The sequence below is a fragment of the Pseudomonas spartinae genome (genome assembly GCF_965197125.1).
Classification (GTDB): Bacteria; Pseudomonadota; Gammaproteobacteria; order Pseudomonadales; family Pseudomonadaceae; genus Aquipseudomonas; species Aquipseudomonas composti_A.
In genome coordinates, this window is the sequence record NZ_CBDAMB010000001.1 from 409,610 (window position 1) to 429,202 (window position 19,593).

General features: G+C 59.2%; 20 protein-coding genes and 3 tRNA genes. 12 read left to right on the forward strand and 11 right to left on the reverse strand.

What is annotated here, in order from left to right:
• Positions 1-35 precede the first annotated feature (35 nt).
• Positions 36-2,336: a DUF1631 domain-containing protein gene (locus ACN8M7_RS01930; RefSeq protein ID WP_490259584.1), complete on the reverse strand. Its 2,301-nt coding sequence runs from the start codon at positions 2,334-2,336 to the stop codon at positions 36-38.
• A gap of 423 nt (positions 2,337-2,759) precedes the next feature.
• Between ACN8M7_RS01930 and nadC the strand changes: the two genes are divergently transcribed.
• On the forward strand, positions 2,760-3,608 hold the full coding sequence (gene nadC, locus ACN8M7_RS01935) for a carboxylating nicotinate-nucleotide diphosphorylase (protein ID WP_490259585.1): 849 nt from the start codon (positions 2,760-2,762) through the stop codon (positions 3,606-3,608).
• Between the two features lie 136 nt (positions 3,609-3,744).
• Here nadC and ACN8M7_RS01940 read toward each other — a convergent pair whose 3' ends face one another.
• The 5 genes from ACN8M7_RS01940 to ACN8M7_RS01960 form a co-directional block, all read right to left on the reverse strand.
• Positions 3,745-4,656, reverse strand: coding sequence for an ABC transporter ATP-binding protein (locus tag ACN8M7_RS01940; RefSeq protein ID WP_490259586.1), 912 nt, complete (start codon positions 4,654-4,656; stop codon positions 3,745-3,747).
• Entirely contained in the window at positions 4,653-5,498 is an 846-nt protein-coding gene (locus ACN8M7_RS01945) for a hypothetical protein (protein ID WP_490259587.1), read from the reverse strand. The genes ACN8M7_RS01940 and ACN8M7_RS01945 overlap by 4 nt, the downstream gene beginning before the upstream one ends.
• Complete coding sequence (locus ACN8M7_RS01950) at positions 5,495-6,301, reverse strand: hypothetical protein (protein WP_490259588.1); 807 nt, start codon at positions 6,299-6,301, stop codon at positions 5,495-5,497. Before ACN8M7_RS01950 ends, ACN8M7_RS01945 begins: the two co-directional genes overlap by 4 nt.
• A gap of 147 nt (positions 6,302-6,448) precedes the next feature.
• Positions 6,449-6,880, reverse strand: a complete 432-nt coding sequence (locus ACN8M7_RS01955; RefSeq protein ID WP_490259589.1) for a hypothetical protein — start codon at positions 6,878-6,880, stop codon at positions 6,449-6,451.
• Between the two features lie 15 nt (positions 6,881-6,895).
• Entirely contained in the window at positions 6,896-7,081 is a 186-nt protein-coding gene (locus tag ACN8M7_RS01960) for a prepilin-type N-terminal cleavage/methylation domain-containing protein (RefSeq protein WP_490259590.1), read from the reverse strand.
• Between the two features lie 275 nt (positions 7,082-7,356).
• Here ACN8M7_RS01960 and pilB point away from each other — a divergent pair, with 275 nt between their 5' ends.
• The 5 genes from pilB to yacG all read left to right on the forward strand — a co-directional run bounded on the left by pilB (position 7,357) and on the right by yacG (position 12,197).
• On the forward strand, positions 7,357-9,057 hold the full coding sequence (gene pilB, locus ACN8M7_RS01965) for a type IV-A pilus assembly ATPase PilB (RefSeq protein ID WP_490259591.1): 1,701 nt from the start codon (positions 7,357-7,359) through the stop codon (positions 9,055-9,057).
• Between the two features lie 3 nt (positions 9,058-9,060).
• Positions 9,061-10,281: a type II secretion system F family protein gene (locus tag ACN8M7_RS01970; protein WP_490259592.1), complete on the forward strand. Its 1,221-nt coding sequence runs from the start codon at positions 9,061-9,063 to the stop codon at positions 10,279-10,281.
• Between the two features lie 3 nt (positions 10,282-10,284).
• Positions 10,285-11,151 (forward strand): prepilin peptidase, encoded by an 867-nt coding sequence (locus ACN8M7_RS01975; RefSeq protein WP_490259593.1) that lies wholly within the window; start codon positions 10,285-10,287, stop codon positions 11,149-11,151.
• A gap of 246 nt (positions 11,152-11,397) precedes the next feature.
• Positions 11,398-12,006 (forward strand): dephospho-CoA kinase, encoded by a 609-nt coding sequence (coaE, locus tag ACN8M7_RS01980; RefSeq protein WP_490259594.1) that lies wholly within the window; start codon positions 11,398-11,400, stop codon positions 12,004-12,006.
• Positions 12,003-12,197, forward strand: coding sequence for a DNA gyrase inhibitor YacG (yacG, locus tag ACN8M7_RS01985; protein WP_061240492.1), 195 nt, complete (start codon positions 12,003-12,005; stop codon positions 12,195-12,197). The genes coaE and yacG overlap by 4 nt, the downstream gene beginning before the upstream one ends.
• Before the next feature lie 76 nt (positions 12,198-12,273).
• Here yacG and ACN8M7_RS01990 read toward each other — a convergent pair whose 3' ends face one another.
• Together ACN8M7_RS01990 and ACN8M7_RS01995 are read right to left on the reverse strand one after the other, a co-directional pair.
• Entirely contained in the window at positions 12,274-12,489 is a 216-nt protein-coding gene (locus tag ACN8M7_RS01990) for a hypothetical protein (protein WP_490259595.1), read from the reverse strand.
• A 106-nt stretch (positions 12,490-12,595) separates the two neighbouring features.
• Complete coding sequence (locus tag ACN8M7_RS01995; protein ID WP_490259596.1) at positions 12,596-13,285, reverse strand: energy-coupling factor ABC transporter permease; 690 nt, start codon at positions 13,283-13,285, stop codon at positions 12,596-12,598.
• A 225-nt stretch (positions 13,286-13,510) separates the two neighbouring features.
• Here ACN8M7_RS01995 and ACN8M7_RS02000 point away from each other — a divergent pair, with 225 nt between their 5' ends.
• From ACN8M7_RS02000 to ACN8M7_RS02015, 4 genes are all read left to right on the forward strand, one after another.
• Positions 13,511-14,140 (forward strand): DUF1780 domain-containing protein, encoded by a 630-nt coding sequence (locus ACN8M7_RS02000; protein WP_061240489.1) that lies wholly within the window; start codon positions 13,511-13,513, stop codon positions 14,138-14,140.
• Positions 14,137-14,685 (forward strand): MOSC domain-containing protein, encoded by a 549-nt coding sequence (locus ACN8M7_RS02005; RefSeq protein ID WP_490259597.1) that lies wholly within the window; start codon positions 14,137-14,139, stop codon positions 14,683-14,685. Before ACN8M7_RS02000 ends, ACN8M7_RS02005 begins: the two co-directional genes overlap by 4 nt.
• A 24-nt stretch (positions 14,686-14,709) precedes the next feature.
• Positions 14,710-14,883, forward strand: a complete 174-nt coding sequence (locus ACN8M7_RS02010; protein WP_490259598.1) for a DUF3094 domain-containing protein — start codon at positions 14,710-14,712, stop codon at positions 14,881-14,883.
• 63 nt (positions 14,884-14,946) lie between these two features.
• Positions 14,947-16,248, forward strand: coding sequence for an NAD(P)/FAD-dependent oxidoreductase (locus ACN8M7_RS02015; protein ID WP_490259599.1), 1,302 nt, complete (start codon positions 14,947-14,949; stop codon positions 16,246-16,248).
• Positions 16,249-16,413: 165 nt separating this feature from the next.
• Here ACN8M7_RS02015 and ACN8M7_RS02020 read toward each other — a convergent pair.
• The 3 genes from ACN8M7_RS02020 to ACN8M7_RS02030 form a co-directional block, all read right to left on the reverse strand.
• Positions 16,414-16,489: transfer RNA gene (locus tag ACN8M7_RS02020), tRNA-Lys, on the reverse strand.
• A gap of 5 nt (positions 16,490-16,494) precedes the next feature.
• A tRNA-Pro gene (locus ACN8M7_RS02025) sits at positions 16,495-16,571 on the reverse strand.
• 9 nt (positions 16,572-16,580) lie between these two features.
• Positions 16,581-16,656 (reverse strand) — tRNA-Asn (locus ACN8M7_RS02030).
• 206 nt (positions 16,657-16,862) lie between these two features.
• Between ACN8M7_RS02030 and ACN8M7_RS02035 the strand changes: the two genes are divergently transcribed.
• Positions 16,863-19,187 carry a DUF1631 domain-containing protein gene (locus tag ACN8M7_RS02035; RefSeq protein ID WP_490259600.1) on the forward strand — a complete coding sequence of 775 codons (2,325 nt, stop codon included), beginning with the start codon at positions 16,863-16,865 and terminating at the stop codon, positions 19,185-19,187.
• A 9-nt stretch (positions 19,188-19,196) separates the two neighbouring features.
• On the forward strand, positions 19,197-19,529 hold the full coding sequence (locus ACN8M7_RS02040) for a PilZ domain-containing protein (protein WP_061240484.1): 333 nt from the start codon (positions 19,197-19,199) through the stop codon (positions 19,527-19,529).
• The last annotated feature ends 64 nt before the right edge of the window (positions 19,530-19,593 follow it).

The following is a 19,593-nucleotide window of genomic DNA, read 5'->3' on the forward strand; positions in this document are numbered from 1 at the left end:
GAAATAGGGAGCGGTGCGCTCCCCGGCCAAACGGGTCAGGCGTTCTTCAGTTTGCGCAGGTTACCGATTACCGACTCCAGCGCACGGTCGAACAACAGTGCATCGTCGAGCAGGCGGATGGCATTGCGGCGGAACTCCACGGCCAGCGCGTTGCGACTCTTCTCCAGCACTTTCATGCCGGTGCGATTGACGAACACGTACTTGCCGGTCGGTTTGATGATCGCCGCCAGTTTGCAACGCAGCTTGTGCTCTTCATCTTCCTGGAACTCGACCCAGCTGCCGACGCGCAGACTGTCTACGTACTGCAGCGCCTCGTCATCGTCCGGGGCCATCACGTCAGGCTCCTGAGGCCGGGTCTGCCCAGGCGCCAGGAGAATGATCTCTTCGACCACTTCGATCATTGCCGGAGCGCCTTGCACCTCTTCGGCAGCAGGCAACTCAAGCAGCGGCAGCTCGATACCGGTCTGCTCGGCGTCGCTCGTCTCCCCGGACGGCTCCGGCACCACCTCGGGCTCCGCTGCGGCACGCTTGAAACGCTGGAAGGCCTGCACATGCAGCACCTCCAGCTGACTGAAGAACTCGCTGGTGGAGAAAGGATCGAAGGCCGCGCTGGCCATGCCCTCACGCAACGCCTTGAGCAAACCGGGCACCAGCTCGAGCAAACGCAGACGTGCTTCCGGATCTTCATGCGGAGCGACGCTCCACACCAGATCGTCCATGGTCTGCAGGGCGGCATGCCATTCGTCCGAGTCCACCCCATGCTTGAGACAGGTGAGCATCAGCACCTTGCTCCAGGCCTCCTGCAGCAGACGCACCACCACTTCCGGCAGGGTCTTGCCCAGCAGACGCTCGTTCAGCGCGTGCTCGACCTGGCGGCGAGCCAGTTCGGCCTTGGCGCTGCCCTCCTCGGCGTCACGCGTGCGCTGCTCGAGCAGCTCGCTGCGGCGACGCTCGTCGCCGGTGAAGGCCATGAACTCGGCCAGCAGTTCGGAGAAGATCGCCGGATCATCGACGAAATCATTGAGCAGGCGCTGAACCACCTGCTCGATCTTCTGATAGAGGCTGTCGCGCTGCGCATCGTCTTGGTCGACCCAACCCAGCGCCGCAGAGGCGATCTCGTTGAGCAGTCGGCGCGCCGGATGGCTACCACGGCTGAAGAAAGTCTTGTCCAGCACGGCGACCTTGAGCATCGGGATCTGCAGGCGGCCGATAAGTGCCTTGAGCGAATCAGGCAGGGTGCGATCGTCGAGAATGAATTCGAACAGCATCGACACCAGGTTGATCACGTCCTCATCGACTTCACCGACGACCCGCGCCTTGCCGCTCTTGGCACTGGCACGCTCGAGCAGCTGTTCGAGCTGGTCGCGCAGGTCGAAATCCTCGACGTTGGCCTGCGCCGGCGCACGTTGCTGCATATGCGACAACAGGCGCATCAGGTCATTACTGGTGATCGGCAGCGCGTCGCGCGTCTGGGCACGGCGCGGCATGGCAGTGCCACGCACCTGAGAAAGGAGGTCCTGCAACGCGCCGAACACTTCCTGCACGCTCTGATCGGCGCCTTCGAGCAGAGGAATACCTTCCTCACCGGCGCCTTGAGCGTAAGTGGGCGTTGTCGGGCGCTGCTGACGACGCGGCTGTGCGGATTTCAGTTCAGGCAGAATACCGGCACTGATCAGCGCCTGATTGGCCTCGGCATAGAGCGTGTCACAGCCGCCCAGCACGTACTTCTCGAACAGCTTGAGAATGATCAGTTTGACCTTGATCTCCACACCCAGGCCGCTGCAGGAGTCGAGAAAGTATTCACTGAGCAGGGTGGGACCGAGCGGATTGCTCTTGTCATCGAGCTTCTTGCTGATCAGCGCATTGAGACGGGTGGTGAGATGGCCCAGCGCGACGGCGTCGCGGCTCATCACCCTGGCGACCATGGCATCCAGCGCCACGGTCTCTTCCAGTTCGTCATTCTGCACCAGGCTCAGGCTATCGAACGACACCGCATCCAGCGCAGGCTGTGGTTTGCCAATCTCGTACTGATTGAGGTTGGCGAAGGACTCGAACACCTTCTGCAGGAAACCGCGCTCGATGCTCTTGCGCTTCAGGCGCAGGTCGCGCATGGCCTCGAAGAAGGCATTCTGCTCGGCATTACTGGTCGCCCGATCCGCCATCTCGAAGAGGGTATCGTCGGCATTGTCGAACAGGCTCTGCAGATTCTGCTTGAGCTGTTGCGCGGCTTTGTCACGCACCTGAATCAGCGCCACGGGCAGTCTTCCTACCGGCGAAGTTGGCGATTGCTCTGCGGTGGCCTTGTTAAGGTGCACCACATTCGCGTCGGTCTTCATTCTAGTCTCCCGCAGACTGCCCGAACCCGAGCTTCCTGGTCTGCACAGCGTCAACCGAGCGTCGTCCGTAACGTCAAAGGCCTGGCGTCAATAATGAAAAAAGTAAAGGCATTATAGGGAGGCTGCGCGCCATACCAAGCCAATTTTTCCTACAGACATGATGCAGATCACAGATAGCCACACGCCACCTCCGGACGGTAGCCAATACACGACAGCGGCACCCTTACAGCCTAACGCTGACAGCCCGGTAACGCTGCACCGGCGGTCAGATCACTGGACCTGCTCGCTTCATTGAGAACCACGACAACGTGTAAAAGTGCCTGCTCATTTTGCAGAACGACATAAGGGCGCGGCATCGTGATGGAGCATTGCCCTGCCACCACCTGCCTCTATAATCGCCGCTCGCCTACACCGGAGCCGATCATGCCCAACCTGACCCTCGCCGAACTCAGCAGCGAAATCGAAGCCAATGTCCGCCGTGCCCTGGCCGAAGACATCGGCAGCGGCGACATCACCGCCCAGCTGATTCCGGCCGAGCGCCTGGCCAGCGCCCGGGTGATAACCCGTGAAGATGCTGTGATTTGCGGCACTGCCTGGGTCGATGCGGTATTTCGTCAGCTCGACCCGCGCGTCGCGGTGCACTGGCAGGTGCAGGATGGCGACCGTGTTCACGCCGACCAGACCCTGTTCCGCCTCGAAGGCCCGGCCCGCGCCCTGCTCAGCGGCGAGCGCAGCGCGCTGAACTTCCTGCAGACCCTGTCTGCCGTCGCCACCCGCTGCCGTTATTACGCCGACCTGGTCGAAGGCACCCAGGTGAAACTGCTGGACACCCGCAAGACCCTGCCCGGTCTGCGCCTGGCGCAGAAATACGCCGTGACCTGCGGCGGCTGCCACAATCACCGCATCGGTTTGTACGACGCCTTCCTTATAAAGGAAAACCACATCGCCGCCTGCGGCGGCATCGCCCAGGCCATCAGCGCCGCCCACCAGATCGCCCCGGGCAAGCCGGTGGAAGTGGAAGTGGAAAGCCTGGAAGAACTGCGCGAAGCCCTGGAAGCGGGCGCCGATATCGTCATGCTCGACGAACTGTCACTCGAGGATATGCGCGAAGCCGTAAGACTCACCGCCGGCCGCGCCAAGCTCGAAGCCTCGGGCGGGATCAATGACAGCACATTGCGCGTGATTGCAGAAACCGGCGTGGATTACATTTCGCTGGGGACGCTGACCAAGGATGTGAAGGCGGTGGATTTGTCGATGAGGTTGGCGCTGTAACACAACGCCAACCCTAAGAGCCGCGCCTCGCGGCGAATAGCGGCCTCCCACAATCGCACTGCCCCTCCCAAAGAGCGGCTGCTGCAGGATCGAGAAAAATCGCAACGAGTAGTCGGTGCGCGCAGCGCACCCTACGTCAGGCACTCGTCTTTCGAGCGGCGCCATCAAGAATATTGAAGAACACGGTCTCCAGCGAAACGGCCGGCTTGATCGTCAGCAAATGGCCGCCAAGCTGATTCAACTGCGCAATGAACGCCGGCAAGTCCGCCTGCAAAACCTCGCATTCAAACTCACCTTCACGCAGTACACGCAACGGCTCACCAATCGGCTGCGCCGCGTGGTAACGCACCAGCATATCGTCAGCCCGCTCAGCCGCCAGCTCACGCGGGGAGCGCACGGTCAGCAGCTCGCCTTTATTGATAAAACCAAAGCGGTCGGCGATACGCTCGACATCGTGCAAAACGTGAGAGGTGAAAAAAATCGCCCCACCCTGTTGTTTGAACTCGGTCAGGATGTCCACCACATCCTTGCGCCCAACCGGATCGAGGCCCGAAAGCGGCTCATCCAGCACCAGCAACTTCGGCTGTACAACCATCGCATGGGCCAACGCCACCCGCTGAACGTTGCCCTTGGACAACTCGCGAATACGCCGCTTGGCGTTCATATCGACGGAGAAACGCTCCAGCCAGTGCATGCACCAGGCATCGGCGTCCGCCCGCTTGATGCCGTACATGGACAGGCCCATGCGCAGGATTTCCAGCGGGGTAAATTGCTCGTAAAGTGCTGGCGACTCAGGCACGAAAGCCAAAGGCTGACGCGCCTCGGCTCGATGCGCATCGACACCGTAGATGCTCACCTCGCCCTGATAGTCGTTGATGATATCCAGCATCACCTTGATAGTGGTGGACTTGCCGGCACCGTTAGGGCCAACGAAACCAAAAACCTCACCTTCGGTGAGGGCAAAATTCACGCAATTTAACGCACGAACTTCTTTGCCCTTAGTGCGAAAGGTATGACTTACGCCTTTGAACTCCAGTACAGCGCTCAAGGCTGCTCCTCCAAACCCACAATTTTCAACTTACGCAACTCTATACGCCCTTCACGCAACTCGTACCCCAGACGCAGGGGATCCTCAGGAATAGTTACAATTTCTCCAGAATCAACGAGTTGTGTCAGCACACTTAGGGGACCATGCTTGGATTCGTAACGTGCCTGAGCAGCGCGAAGATCCGCCAAGCCTTGCAAACGAATAACTCGGCGATCAAGCATCTCTCGCAATTGAGCATCAGCAGTGGAATCCCGCTGCTGAGTTAGATAACTAATAGCTAAACGCTCATCGGAGAATTCTTCCACTTTCAGCATTATGGCTAATTTACGTAGTGCAGCAGCATTCTCTGGCCAGCGCTCCGCTGACTGTTCCAAAGCCAAAGCTGCCGCCTCAGCGTTTCGATCAAAGAAAGAAAGGTTGATGCCATAGAAAAAACCAGGCAGTCCATCCCAGAATCGGCAACTTATAGCCCTACGCAGAATTTCGTTACCTTCTGCGACAGCGCCCCCCCAAGCCAGAAGGCCATTGGCTATATAGTAGTTATCTTCATGACACGGATTTAACTCTGAAACCACACGCTGAGCACGAACAAGATAGTCCGCATCAGTAAATCCATCATCCATCCCTGTCGCAGCTAATCGCATAACCTCCATATCAGCCGCTAGAAAACGGTCCCCACCATAGAGCATTAACAGCACTGGCGCAGACACAACAACTCTATCCGAAACTTCTGGAGCAAATTTTACAAGAGGACGCTGCCCCTCAAAAAAATAACCCCCCCAAAAAAAAGAAATTGAAAAAAAACCAACCAACAGTGAAAAATTTTGTTTTTTGATATTCATGCTAACCGCTTACGATGCAGGCCCCACACCGAAAAAGCCAAAATCGCGACCAAATAAAATAGGCAAGAAATAATCAACCAAGGCCAATCCGAAGGAAAGAACTCAGCTTTCCCATACAAGGCAGCCGACCGTACATCAAGCGCCCCTAAATTAGGAAGAACATAAAAAAGAGCACCAAGACCATTCCTGTAACTTTCCACTCCACTCACCAGAGCCCCATCATGAAGCAACAAGCCAATTACAGCTGCATAGGAGCGAGCCAAAACCATAAAACCAACAGCACCAATCAACACAAAACTAGCAGTAGAAGCCACTACTGATAACATAAGTGCAAACGCAGATATAAGCATCAAATCCACTAACAAAAAAGCAACGACAAAAACATAAATCACCCCCAAGTCAACCGACGTCGCCTGCTGATAACCAGACACCACCCTGACCATAATCGCCAACACCAACGCCATGACCAACAGGAGGCCAACAGTCAATATAGCGACCGCCGCAAAGCGCTCAAATAGGAATTTAAACCGAGGACGTGGATAAGGCAGAAAGCTCAGAAAATAGCGACGCTCAAATTCCTGAGACATTATTGCCTGAACTACCAGAATGGATACCACAGGCAGCGCAAACCTCATTACTGAAAGGCCAACATCCAAGGCCACAGTTGCAGGCTGCCTCCCACTAAACTGGGCAGCCAAGAAGACAGCAACGATCAGAAATGATAAAGAAATAAAACTAAGCCACAAATAACGAGCACGAAAAGCCAGAACCAGCCCGACCAAAACACCAGAAAAATTCATCATGAGTAAAATTTAGCACCAAATTAACGCTCATTGAAAACCATTCAATTCATTAACGACAGCTATGAGAGTCACCCCAGAACAAAAACAGAGCCCTTATACAAAAATCAAGTATGTGTGGAGAATCCCTTCCCACACATAAAAGATCACTTACTGCGCAAGACGGGCAGTGGCCTGAGCTTCAGCGATCTCAGCAGTACAGGCATCACCCTGAGGGTAAAGAGGTACAACGGTACCCTGACGAGTGGACGCAGTAGCTACTACCGGGCCGGTGCGAGTCTGAAATACCGGTGGGTTCTGAGACACCAGAGTACCCGCAGGCGCATTTGGATCAGTAGAAGCAACAAGAACTTCAACCTCACGAGCGGCTGTACGACCACCGATATGGCAGGTCCCAATAGCAACGCCTGTTGCTGCGTTACATACCACGCCCGCCCTTACCCCGGCGGAAAGGTTGATTTGCACGTTCTCATTCAAGAGGGTGCAATCGGTCATGCGAAATGCGCCACTATTTTCAAACTGCACTGCATGTGCAGCTGTAGACGCCAAAATACCAAAGGCTACTAGTGCAATCTTTTTCATCATATACCCCTTAAATTAGCGCAGAGAAGAAATAATGGCAGTGATACCATTCTTGGCGTCAGCAGTAGAGGTAGTATCGTTCGCTTTAGCGCGATACTCGTTGAACTGAGGAATAGCAATAGCGGCCAAAATACCGATGATTGCAATCACAATCATCAACTCGATCAGAGTAAAACCTTTTTGCTTCTTAAGAGACTTCATGGACGAACTCCTATTGTGGTTGAGGTCATGGACCTTATCCCAACCAAGCAGGTATCGTGCCAAATACAAACCCAACTGAAGCACGCCCATCAAACCGCGACATTTGACTACAAATCGACCTCTAATGACCTAGATTCCAACTGATGACTGGCAAGGCGCTCCTTACAAAACAGTCACCAACTGACACTTTATGTCACCCACACAAAACGCGCTTGGGCGACAGCATGGCTTTAGGCTATAAGGATGTTCTAGCCATCAGTTCGATACCTATTGCAATGAATGACACCGTGATCGCCACCGGCCTTGCCCGACAACTCGTTAATGCAGAGATTCTCGACGAACGCGCAGCCAGTAATGCTCAGGCGCAGGCAGCCCGCAACAAGATCCCCCTGGTGTCTTATCTGGTACAGAACAAGCTGGTAAGCAGCCGCGCACTGGCCGAGGTGGCGGCCGAACAGTTTGGCGTGCCGTATTTCGACCTGACCGCCATCGACAAGGACAGTCAGCCGCGAGAGGTGCTCAGCGAAAAGCTCTGCCGCCAGCATCGTGTTTTGCCGCTATACCGTCGGGGCAACAAGCTGTTTATCGCGCTTTCCGACCCCACCAACCATCAGGCACTCACCGACGTTCAATTTAGCGCCGGGCTTAGCACCGAGGCGCTGCTGGTCGAGGATGACAAGCTGGGCGATGCCTTGGAGCGTTTTTTCGATACCGGTAATACCGGCATGGAGGACTTGGCTGATGTTGACCTGGACGGCCTGGATGTAGAAGCCGTCAACGACGACAGGGATGATGCCGGCAATGGTGGCGATGCCGATGATGCACCTGTGGTGCGCTTTATCAACAAGATGCTACTGGACGCGATCAAAGGGGGCTCCTCCGACCTGCATTTCGAGCCCTACGAGAAGTCCTACCGCGTGCGCTTTCGTACCGACGGCATGCTGCATGAGGTTGCACGCCCGCCTATTCAGCTTGCAAGCCGTTTATCCGCTCGCCTGAAAGTCATGGCGCAACTGGATATATCCGAGCGGCGCAAGCCGCAAGATGGCCGGATCAAGATGAAGATTTCGAAAAGCAAAGCCATCGACTTTCGAGTCAACACCTTGCCCACTCTGTGGGGCGAGAAGATCGTGATGCGGATTCTCGACCCTACCAGCGCGCAGATGGGTATCGATGCCCTGGGGTACGAGGAGGAGCAGAAAAATCTCTACATGACCGCCCTAAAGCAGCCTCAGGGCATGATCCTGGTCACCGGCCCCACCGGCTCCGGCAAAACGGTATCGCTCTATACCGGCCTGAATATCCTCAATACCACAGACATCAATATCTCCACCGCAGAAGACCCGGTGGAAATAAACCTCGAAGGCATCAACCAGGTCAACGTCAACCCGAAGCACGGCATGGATTTCGCCCAGGCCCTGCGCGCCTTTCTGCGCCAGGACCCTGACGTGATCATGGTGGGGGAGATCCGCGACCTGGAAACAGCGGAGATTGCAGTCAAGGCCGCGCAAACAGGCCATATGGTGATGTCGACCCTGCACACCAACAGCGCCGCAGAAACCCTGACCCGCTTGCGCAACATGGGTGTGCCGGCGTTCAACATCGCGACCTCTGTCAACCTGATCATCGCCCAGCGCCTGGCTCGCAAACTTTGCAGCTGCAAGAAGGAATTGGAGCTACCGCGCGAGGCACTACTCAAGGAAGGCTTCCCGGAAAACAAGATCGGCACCTTCAAGCTCTATGCACCCAACGGCTGCGACAATTGCAAAGGCGGCTATAAAGGAAGGGTTGGGATTTATGAAGTAGTTAAAATCACGCCCTCACTGCAACGCATTATCATGGAGGAAGGCAACTCCATCGAAATCGCCAAGCAGGCACGAGCCGATGGTTTCAACGACCTCCGTACTTCGGGGCTATTCAAGGCGATGCAAGGCATCACCAGCCTGGAAGAAGTCAACCGCGTGACCAAGGATTAATCCATGGCGGAAAAAGCACTGAAAACCAGCGTATTCGCTTGGGAAGGCACCGATAGAAAGGGAGGCAAGGTAAAAGGTGAGCTTAGCGGGCAGTCGCCTGCCTTGGTCAAGGCACAACTGCGCAAGCAGGGTATCAACCCGATCAAGGTGCGCAAGAAGGCGGTTTCGTTGTTCGGCGCAGGCAAGAAAATCAAGCCGATGGACATCGCCCTGTTCACTCGGCAGATGGCGACCATGATGAAGGCCGGCGTGCCGCTGCTGCAGTCTTTCGACATCATCGCGGAGGGTTTTGACAACCCCAATATGCGCAAACTGATCGATGAGGTTAAACAGGAGGTTGCCGCCGGCAATAGCTTTGCGTCAGCGCTGCGCAAGAAACCAATGTACTTCGATGACCTGTACTGCAACCTGGTTGACTCCGGCGAGCAGTCAGGTGCCCTGGAAACACTGCTGGACCGTATCGCCACTTATAAGGAAAAGACCGAGTCTCTCAAAGCCAAGATCAAGAAGGCGATGACCTACCCGATCGCGGTCGTTGTAGTTGCAGTGATCGTGACAGCCATTCTACTGATCAAGGTCGTGCCGCAATTCGAGTCGGTGTTCCAAGGTTTTGGTGCCGAGCTACCGGCCTTTACCCAAGTCGTCGTCGATCTGTCACGAGGCCTGCAGCGCTGGTGGTTTGTGGTCCTGGCCGTAATTTTTGCCGCTGCCTTCGCTTTTTCCCAGTCTTACAAGCGTTCGGAAAAATTTCGTGATGCACTGGACCGAGTACTGCTCAAGGCCCCAATCATCGGCGACATCCTGTACAAAGCAGTGGTCGCGCGCTTCGCCCGCACCCTGGCAACGACCTTTGCAGCCGGCGTTCCACTAGTCGACGCACTCGAATCGGTAGCCGGCGCCACCGGCAATGTCGTGTTCCGCAACGCCGTGCACAAGATCAAAGTCGACGTCTCCTCAGGCACTCAGCTGAACTTCTCCATGCGCAGTACCGGCATCTTCCCCACCATGGCCGTACAGATGACAGCCATCGGCGAAGAAGCCGGTTCGCTGGACGAAATGCTGGACAAGACTGCCAGTTACTACGAAGAAGAAGTCGACAACGCAGTAGACAACCTCACCACGTTGATGGAACCAATGATCATGGCTGTGCTCGGCGTACTGGTCGGCGGCCTGATCGTTGCAATGTACCTACCTATCTTCCAACTGGGTGCGGTGGTCGGCTAAAACATGGCGCTTGAGATTCTGGCCGACAATGCGTCGGCCTTCGCTTTGGTCTGCGTTATTTTCGGTCTTTTGATCGGCAGCTTCCTCAACGTAGTGATCTACCGTCTACCGCTGATGCTCCAGCGCGACTGGCAAAGCCAGGCGCGTGAGGTGCTTGAGTTACCAGAAGCACCTCAATCAGAAACCTTCAACCTGATCCTGCCCAACTCCGCATGCCCTAGCTGCGGCCATGAGATTCGCCCCTGGGAGAACATCCCGGTCATCAGCTACCTGTTCCTGCTCGGCAAGTGTTCGAACTGCAAGACGCCGATCAGCAAACGCTACCCCATCGTCGAACTGGCCTGCGGTGTGCTTTCCGGCTACATAGCCTGGCATTTCGGCTTTACCTGGGAGGCAGGGGCGATGCTGGTGCTGGCCTGGGGCCTGCTGGCGATGAGTCTGATCGATGCCGATCACCAGATTCTGCCTGATGTTCTGGTGCTGCCACTGCTGTGGCTGGGGTTGATCGTCAATTACTTCGGGCTGTTCACCAGCCTGGAGGACGCGCTTTGGGGGGCCATTGCCGGCTACCTGAGCCTGTGGTCGGTGTACTGGCTGTTCAAGCTGATCACCGGCAAGGAAGGCATGGGTTATGGCGACTTCAAGTTGCTGGCCATGCTCGGCGCCTGGGGTGGCTGGCAGATTCTGCCGCTGACCATTCTGCTGTCGTCGCTGGTCGGCGCCGTGCTGGGGGTGATTCTGCTGCGCATGCGCGGTAGCGATTCCAGCACACCAATTCCCTTCGGGCCTTATCTGGCGATTGCCGGCTGGATCGCATTGCTCTGGGGCGACGTGATTACCGGCAGTTATTTGAAGTTTGCCGGGTTCTAACGCGCTCAGCTCTGCCACCAGCAAGCACGGACTCGCAGCACGGCGTCGCTCCTGCAGTCTGTAGCCCGGATGCAATCCGGGGAAACCTATCGGCCAATCCCGGATTTCATCCGGGCTACCGCCGGCATGGCGCCAACCCAGTTCTTGCCTTCGCGGGATGGCGATTCTCGGCATACGCGATTCGCATCGCATCCCAATCCCCCCTACAATCGCGGCCTTGAGCAATAACGAGGCTGCATTGGCGTCATGAAACCCTGGATACTCGGCCTGACTGGCGGCATTGGGAGCGGCAAGAGCGCGGTAGCGCAGGGCTTCATCGAGCGCGGTGTACATGTGGTCGATGCTGACCATGCGGCGCGCTGGGTGGTCGAGCCAGGCCGCCCCGCGCTGGCAAAGATCGTCGAACACTTCGGCGAGGGCATGCTGCAAACCAATGGCGAGCTGGACCGCTCCGCGCTGCGCAAGCTGGTTTTTGCCGACGCCGAACAGCGCCGCTGGCTGGAAAGCCTGCTGCACCCGCTGATCGGCGACGAAATCGTTCAGGTTCTGGCACGCGCCGAGTCCCCTTACGCCATCCTGGTATCACCGCTGCTGGTCGAATCCGGCCAGCGACATATGACCCAGCGCGTGCTGGTAGTCGACACACCTGCAGAGCTGCAGATCCAACGCACCATCGCGCGCGACCAGAGCTCGGAAGAGCAGGTTCGCGCCATCATGCAGGCCCAGGCCAGCCGCGAAGAGCGCCTGCGCCACGCCCACGACGTACTGGTCAATGATCGAGACAGGGCTTGGCTGGACGCGGAGGTCGAGCGCCTGCACAACTTCTATCTGACCCTGCGCGGAGGCCAACCATGACCACGACCGTTCAATGCCCCACCTGCGGTGCGCCCGTCGAGTGGAAAGTCGAGAACACCTACCGCCCGTTTTGCTGCGAGCGCTGCAAGCTGATCGATCTGGGCGCCTGGGCCGCCGAGGAACATGCGATTCCGGGCAATGACCTGGAGGACGAGATGTTCAGCGGCGACCTGCCGACACGGCCGCATTAATAAGCAATCGCGGCTGAAGCCGCTCCTACAACGAGTGTTTGGATGAACTGCGGGAAACCACAGCGCCCTGCGCTTCTCAGGGGCGCATGAAGGCGTAATCGCGGTCATCGTCGAGGTTGTCGGCGAGAAACTGCAGTTCGTGCGCCAGCTCCTGAGCGTCACGCAGCGCCCTGCTCTGCTGCACGACCTCCGACAGCAACGCACGCAGTGCCATGACAGGCTCATGGCCTTGCACTTGGGCGTCATGCAGATTGCGTTGAACAGTGCTTCTCGCCCAGCTGTGAACACTCATGTTCGGCTTCCTCGGCAGTGTTTTGCACAGCATGTCGCCAGACAGGTTTCAGATATTGACGGGGATCAATCCGCCAGCGGCATTCAATCGGCCAATACGGCGTCATTCAATCGCCGCGATCACTTTCCTTCCAGGGCGCCTGCAGGTAGCGGCTGCGGTTGAAGGTTTCCAGCCAGTCCGGGCAGAACACCACCAGCGCGGTGACGATGGTGCCGTTGATGAACGCCTCGGGAAATGCCACCAGCCATAAATAGCCGGCGAAGTCGTCCAACCAGGGTGGCATGGGGAACAGCCCATCCAGCCACAACAGCGCAAGACCACCGAGCAGAGTCGCCAGCGTCGCCAATGCTGCAGGGAAGAAGCCGCAGAAGAAGATGTAGACGAACAGGTTGCGCGGCTGCGCGCGCTCCACGCGAAGCGCGCATAACTCGGTGATCAGCACGGGGGTCAGCACCAGCAGCACGCCGTTGACGCCAAGCGAGGCCAGATCCATACGGCCGATGGCCAGCAGGCCAAGCTGCGCCGCCAGGCCTGCAAGCACGGCCAGCGGCCAATCGAGCAGCAGCGTCACAGCCGTCATGCCGATGAAATGGTAGGAAAGCCCGGAGTCGAAATCGCGGCGCACCAGCCAGAGCAGGAACAGGCCGAGCATGGTGCCAAACAGCAGATGCTGGCGGCGCAGGTCGCTGAACAGCTCGACCCAGGGCGCTCGCGCAATCGCCCAGAGCAGCGCCAGCCCATAAATCAACCAGCCACACAGCAAGGTGGAGAACGCCAGCAGGTTGGAAGCGATCATGTGTGCGCCCTTCTCCTTCATTCATCGCCATGAGTGCAGGCAGTCTACACCGGCAGTCCTGGCCAGGCGGACACCTGCGCAGTGGAACAGACTGGATTGGCCACTGAAACGGCCCCACGACTGCAGCCAGATCAACGCCCGCGTGGCAATGACGGCTGCTCTATCGGCTAACCGCTACACGACCGGCACTGGCATGCAGGTCGGCGCTGCGGCTAAGCTCTGGGCATGGACGACTCCGACTACCTGCGCTTACTTACCCACCAGGCCGAGCAGGCCAATGCCTTCCTTTCCAACGCGAAGAAATGGGAGCGCGAGCGTTGGGTCTGCCAGCGCCTGCTACAAGCGCTGAACGTGCGCCATCACAACGATGACTTTACCCCCAGTGGCCAGGAGCCACCGGACGTGCTGTTTCGCGATGCCAATTTCGAGGTGTTCTTCGTCCTCGACGAAGGCCGCCGACTGAATGACGAGTGGCGCGCCGAGCTGGAACGGCGCCGCAGTGCCTTCTCCCTGAGCCAACTGGTGCGCCGCGAAATACGCCCCAAACGCATTCCCGCCAGCGAGATGCAGGCGCGCCTGGCGCCAACCTTGCGCAAGAAGGCGCATAACTATCGCGAACGCGGCCTCGATCCGGGCGACCTAGACCTGGTTGCCTTCGTCAGCCTCAAGCGTGCCGTACTCGACTGCAACAGCCACTTCCCACCCCCAACCGAATACCTGCGCCAGGGCTGGCGCTCGCTGTCGCTGGTCGGCCCGCGCTTCGCCCGGGTACTGTTCGCCCACCCCGACGCGCCGGATTTTCTACGCCAGAACCTCGGGCGCAGCCTGCTGTTCGACATCGGGATTGGCCTATGAGCCCGCTGCAGGAGTTGCTGGCAGAGGTACCACAGGTCGGCCAGGTGCGCTGGATAGGTGTGCGCCCGAGGGCGCGCGAGGCCATGCTCGAAGTCGAAGCCGTGGAGGCTCGGCGTGAGGCCGGCCTGACGGGCGATCACAGCCGCCCAGGGCCGCGCAATGCGCGGCAGGTCACCCTGATTCAATGGGAGCATCTGGCCGTCGTCGCCGGGCTGCTCGGCCGCGATGCGCCCATGCAGCCGAGCGAGCTGCGCCGCAATATCGCGGTCGCCGGCATCAACCTGTTCAGCCTCAAGGGCCGACGCTTTCGCATCGGACAGGCACTGCTGGAAACCACTGGCTGGTGCCAACCCTGCGCCCGCCTGGAGGAGCGCCTCGGGCGCGGCACCTTCCAGGCCATGCGCGGCCACGGCGGCATCACCGCCCGGGTGATCGAAGGCGGCATCATCCGCTTGGATGACGCGGTAACCGTGCAAACCCTCGAAACGCTACCTGACCCGCAGGACAACGACGCTCGCCAAGGCTGGCGGGCACGCCTAGAATAGCTGCATTCAAGCAGAGGCCCGCCCATGACCAGCCGCCTGAGCCCCGAAGACCAGCAAAAAGTCGACCACTACCTGAGCGCACCGCAGCACCAGGTGGAACGTCAGCCGTTTCGCGTCTGGCGACTGCTCGCCGTGGTGCTGGCCGTCGTCATCGGCCTGGGCCTGCTGAGCCGCTTTCTGAGTCGACTGGTGCTATGAGCTGCTTCGCGCTCGCCCTCTCGTACTCACACCGTCTTTTTCAAAGCCTTGTGAGCAATATCCATGTCCCATCGCATCGTGATTGTCGGCGGCGGCGCCGGCGGTTTGGAGCTGGCCACCCGTCTGGGTAGAAAACTGGGCAAGAGTGGCGCTGCCCGGATCATTCTGGTCGACGCCAACCTCACCCACATCTGGAAGCCCCTGCTGCACGAAGTGGCCGCTGGCTCGCTGAACTCCTCGGAAGACGAACTGAACTACGTGGCGCAGGCCAAGTGGAATCATTTCGAGTTTCAGCTGGGGCGCATGTCCGGCCTGGACCGTGCCAACAAGCACATCACCCTGGCGCCTACGCTGGATGATGATGGCCAGGTATTGATGCCCGAGCGCCGCATCAGCTACGACAGCCTGGTGATCGCCGTCGGCAGCACCACCAACGACTTCGGCACGGTCGGCGCTGCCGAACACTGCATCTTCCTCGACACGCGGGCGCAGGCCGAGCGCTTTCACCGACGCATGCTCAGCCACTACCTGCGCGCCCATGCCAGCGAACACGAACAGGGCGCTCAGATCAACATCGCCATCGTCGGCGCGGGCGCTACGGGCGTCGAACTGGCCGCCGAACTGCACCATGCCGCCAAGCAGCTGGCCGCTTACGGCCTCAATCGCATTCGCCCGGAAGACATGCGCATCACCCTGATCGAAGCAGGCCCACGCGTACTGCCGGCGCTGCCGGAACGCATCGCTCGCCCGGTGCACCAGACGCTGGAGAAACTTGGCGTCACCGTACTGACCGGCGCCGCCGTCAGCGAAGTGACCGCCGACGGCCTAAAAACCGCTGACGGCAATTTCATTCCGGCCAGCCTGAAAGTCTGGGCGGCCGGCATCCGTGCACCGGGTTTTCTCAAGGATATAGACGGACTCGAGAGCAATCGCATCAACCAGCTGCAGGTGCGTCCGACGCTGCAAACGACGCTGGATGATGACGTGTTCGCCTTCGGTGACTGCGCCGCCTGCCCTCAGCCAGGCAACGATGGGCGCAACGTACCGCCTCGCGCCCAGGCCGCGCATCAGCAAGCGTCACTGCTGGCCAAGTCGCTACGCCTGAAGATCAGCGGCCAGCCCCTGCCGGAATACCGTTATCGCGACTACGGCTCGCTGATCTCACTGTCGAGCTTTTCTGCGGTGGGTAACCTGATGGGTAACCTGACCGGCAGCGTAATGCTCGAAGGCTGGCTGGCGCGCGTGTTCTACGTATCGCTCTATCGCATGCACCAGATGGCTCTGTATGGCGTACCGCGCACACTGCTGCTGATGCTCAGCGACCGGATCGGGCGCAGCACCGAACCACGTCTGAAGCTGCACTAAAAGCGGCCGCAGGGCGGGAGAGGGTTCGGCAGGTGACTCTGCAGCCAATTAGCCCTCTCCCCCCGGCCCCTCTCCCGCAAGTGGGAAAGGGGAAGCAAGCACATTGCCCGAATGCGGGAATGCAGAAACGAAAAAACCCGCACTAGGCGGGCTTGTTCGTTGTGGTGGTGGGTCGTGTAGGATTCGAACCTACGACCAATTGGTTAAAAGCCAACTGCTCTACCAACTGAGCTAACGACCCAAATATGGTCGGGGTAGGGGGATTCGAACTCCCGACATCTTGCTCCCAAAGCAAGCGCGCTACCGGACTGCGCTATACCCCGATAGGAAGTTGGCTCCGCGACCTGGACTCGAACCAGGGACCCAATGATTAACAGTCATTTGCTCTACCGACTGAGCTATCGCGGAACTTCGGTCTTCCAGCTCTGCTGCGCTTCGGCTTTCGCTTTACCGCTTCAGAGGCGCGCCATTTTACGTAGCAAATTTTCCCTGTCAACCCCTGCAAACTGCTTTTACGACAATGCTTTGCAGCGCGAGCATGGACTACTATATGTTTCATCGAACTACGGCACGACGCAGGACGCGCCAGCCGACGACGCCAGCCAGGACAGTCCATGAGTAACCAGGACAAGCCCCCTATTCATCCCAAGGTGGTCAGCCTCGCGAGCCGCGGTATCCAGCCGCGCTTCAGCGATCTGGTGCAGGCCTGCCGCAAATTGGTGATGAACCGTTTGGCTGAACACCTCAACGGCGTTTTCGGCCAGGTCGACGACACGCTCTTCGAGTGCGCCGAGAAGGCCGAGAACAACAAGGTGCAGACGCTGTTCTTCGACAGCATGCGCGAGATTCGCCGCCAGCGTCCGCAGATAGAACGCAGCTATCACCAGGCGATCGCCAACAATTTCTCCGACTTCCTCGACGGCAAATTGCAGAATCAGACCGCTGCTCCACTGGACGCGGAGCAATTGGCACTGGTGCAGAACGAGGATTACGAAGAGACCCTGCAGGTCACCAACATGGTCAGCCGGGTCAAGGCTCGCTGCACCCAGCCTCTGTTCGCACTGGAGCAGCGCCTGGCACTGCTCAACAATGGCCAGAAGCTCGGCGAGGACAGCAACCCCTTCGGCCCGCAGGCCATCGCCCAGGCGTTTCGTGATGCACTGGCCCCCTGCCCGTTCCCGCTGCAGATCAAGACCATTTTGTACATGCTCTTCGATCGCCATGTGATGCAGAGCCTGGACTCGCTCTACGCTGCGCTCAACCAGCGTCTGATCGATGCCGGCGTACTGCCCAATCTCAAGTACAGCGCGCAGATCAATCCGAGCGTCAGTCGCCCAGAGCCACCCAAGGCAGAGGCTCCGTCGAGCCAACCACAGGTGCCCGGCCAGCCAGGCACCGCACCCGCCAGCCCAGCGCCGGTACTGCTCGATCTCGACCTCAACGCACCGCCACCAAGCGACCCGAGCGCCTTGTTCAGCGGCCTCTCCAGCCTGCTCGACGAGCACCGCCACAGCCATCCGGATGCGCCGTTGCTGGGCGGCACGCGCAGCATCGTCAGCTTCTCGCCACGCGAGGCCAGCCGTACCTACAGCGCCAGCGAACTGCTCGATGCGCTCAACCGCATGCAGCAGCAGTCTGCCAGCGAGCTAGCCCAGCGCCTGCACAAGCCACAGGCCGTGGAAGGCCTCAAAGCAGACCTGCAACAGCAGCTTGAATCGCACAGCAGCTTGCCAGGCGACAGCAAGGTATCCGATCAGGAGGCCGACGTGATCGACCTTGTCGGCATGCTGTTCGACTTCATCCTCGACGACGAGAACCTGCCGGACGCCTGCAAGACCGCACTCTCACACTTGCATACGCCCTATCTGAAAATCGCGTTGCTGGACAAGGCACTGTTCACCCAGCACCACCATCCAGCTCGTCGCCTGCTCAATGCGATGGCCCAGGCTGGCGTGCTGTATGGCAGCGAAGGTGACGAGCGTGGTCTGCTGGCCAAGATGCAGTGGGTGGTCGAGCGAGTGATTCACGGCTTCAGTGGTGACCTGGGGCTGTTCGACAGCCTGATCGAAGAATTCAACGAGTACGTCGAGACCCTGCGTCACAAGGTCGAGTTGCGTGAGCGCCGTGCGGTCGAGGCAGCCAAGGGCCGCGACCGCCTGCTCGGTGCTCGTGAGCAGGCGCTGGAGGTGGTTCAGCAATGCGTTGCGCAGCGCGACCTGCCGGCGATCATCCGCAACTTCCTCGAACTGACCTGGGCCGACGTGCTGGTGTTCGTCCTGCTGCGCCACGGCGAGCACAACGCAGAGTGGCGACGCGCCTGCGAAGTGGCCGAACAATTGGCCTGGAGCGGCACGCCACTGGGCGATGCTGACAAACAGCACCTGCAGGAGATACGCGTGCCCATGCTCAGCGACCTGCGCAAGGGCCTGGAACTGCTGGGTGGCTATCACGAAGACGGCATCCGCCGCCTGCTGCAGGACCTGGTGGCCTGCCAGCACGCGGTACAGGCCAAGCAGCCGCAGCTGGCGGCGCAGCTCAAGCCCAACCTGCCGGAAAGCCCGCTGGGCGCGATGCTCGGCGAAGATGCCGACCTGGCTCGCCAGGCGCCCCCGCGCAGCAAACTCTCGGCCCGCGCACAGATGCTGGCCAAGGAACTGGCCAACGTCGAGTTCGGCACCTGGTTCGAGTTCGTCGAGGACAGCAAGAGCCGCGTACTCAAGCTTTCCTGGTTCAGCCCGACCACCCACAACTACATGTTCGTCGACAACAGCGGCCAGCGCGTGGCGATCAAGCCGCTGACCCTGCTGGCCAGCGAAATGGAAAAGGGCCTGGCCCGCATCGTCACTCCCGAACGCGCGACGCCTCTGGTGGATCGTGCATTGACCGCCATCTACCGTGTGCTGCAGCGCTTCACTGGGCGCACAGCCGAACCCCGCTGAGGAATTTCCATGGAAGAGCGTCGCCAACACAGCCGCCATGGCACCGAGATGCAGTTGGAGGTCTTCGACCTCAACAGCGGCCAGCGCCTGGGCCGCATCGTCGACCTGTCCGCCGACGGTTTCATGCTGTTCAGCGATACGCCACAGACCGCGGACGCGGTGCTGCAATGCCGACTGGTGTGCACCGCGGGCAGCGACAAGGTTCAGGAGGTGCGCCTGGGTGCCGACTGCCTGTGGAGTCGCCCCGGCGCCGATGGCCAGCATTGCTGGGCGGGCTTTCATATCATCGACCTGGCCGAGGATCAGGCCAAGGCACTGGACAGCCTGCTGGCAAAACTCTGAGCCGCTGGCGGGGCAGCAGGCGCACGCAGCCGGCCCGCGCAAATACCGCAACGAAAAACGGAGC

What these genes read in the sequence shown, in the direction of transcription:
- ACN8M7_RS02000 (WP_061240489.1), top strand. Translation starts at nt 13,511, where the DNA reads ATGGACGACTCCGACTACCTGCGCTTACTTACCCACCAGGCCGAGCAG.
- ACN8M7_RS01975 (WP_490259593.1), top strand. Translation starts at nt 10,285, where the DNA reads ATGGCGCTTGAGATTCTGGCCGACAATGCGTCGGCCTTCGCTTTGGTC.
- ACN8M7_RS01955 (WP_490259589.1), bottom strand. Translation starts at nt 6,880, where the DNA reads ATGAAAAAGATTGCACTAGTAGCCTTTGGTATTTTGGCGTCTACAGCT.
- ACN8M7_RS01970 (WP_490259592.1), top strand. Translation starts at nt 9,061, where the DNA reads ATGGCGGAAAAAGCACTGAAAACCAGCGTATTCGCTTGGGAAGGCACC.
- yacG (WP_061240492.1), top strand. Translation starts at nt 12,003, where the DNA reads ATGACCACGACCGTTCAATGCCCCACCTGCGGTGCGCCCGTCGAGTGG.
- pilB (WP_490259591.1), top strand. Translation starts at nt 7,357, where the DNA reads ATGAATGACACCGTGATCGCCACCGGCCTTGCCCGACAACTCGTTAAT.
- ACN8M7_RS02035 (WP_490259600.1), top strand. Translation starts at nt 16,863, where the DNA reads ATGAGTAACCAGGACAAGCCCCCTATTCATCCCAAGGTGGTCAGCCTC.
- ACN8M7_RS01950 (WP_490259588.1), bottom strand. Translation starts at nt 6,301, where the DNA reads ATGATGAATTTTTCTGGTGTTTTGGTCGGGCTGGTTCTGGCTTTTCGT.
- coaE (WP_490259594.1), top strand. Translation starts at nt 11,398, where the DNA reads ATGAAACCCTGGATACTCGGCCTGACTGGCGGCATTGGGAGCGGCAAG.
- ACN8M7_RS02005 (WP_490259597.1), top strand. Translation starts at nt 14,137, where the DNA reads ATGAGCCCGCTGCAGGAGTTGCTGGCAGAGGTACCACAGGTCGGCCAG.
- ACN8M7_RS01995 (WP_490259596.1), bottom strand. Translation starts at nt 13,285, where the DNA reads ATGATCGCTTCCAACCTGCTGGCGTTCTCCACCTTGCTGTGTGGCTGG.
- ACN8M7_RS02010 (WP_490259598.1), top strand. Translation starts at nt 14,710, where the DNA reads ATGACCAGCCGCCTGAGCCCCGAAGACCAGCAAAAAGTCGACCACTAC.
- ACN8M7_RS02040 (WP_061240484.1), top strand. Translation starts at nt 19,197, where the DNA reads ATGGAAGAGCGTCGCCAACACAGCCGCCATGGCACCGAGATGCAGTTG.
- ACN8M7_RS01945 (WP_490259587.1), bottom strand. Translation starts at nt 5,498, where the DNA reads ATGAATATCAAAAAACAAAATTTTTCACTGTTGGTTGGTTTTTTTTCA.
- nadC (WP_490259585.1), top strand. Translation starts at nt 2,760, where the DNA reads ATGCCCAACCTGACCCTCGCCGAACTCAGCAGCGAAATCGAAGCCAAT.
- ACN8M7_RS01960 (WP_490259590.1), bottom strand. Translation starts at nt 7,081, where the DNA reads ATGAAGTCTCTTAAGAAGCAAAAAGGTTTTACTCTGATCGAGTTGATG.
- ACN8M7_RS02015 (WP_490259599.1), top strand. Translation starts at nt 14,947, where the DNA reads ATGTCCCATCGCATCGTGATTGTCGGCGGCGGCGCCGGCGGTTTGGAG.
- ACN8M7_RS01930 (WP_490259584.1), bottom strand. Translation starts at nt 2,336, where the DNA reads ATGAAGACCGACGCGAATGTGGTGCACCTTAACAAGGCCACCGCAGAG.
- ACN8M7_RS01990 (WP_490259595.1), bottom strand. Translation starts at nt 12,489, where the DNA reads ATGAGTGTTCACAGCTGGGCGAGAAGCACTGTTCAACGCAATCTGCAT.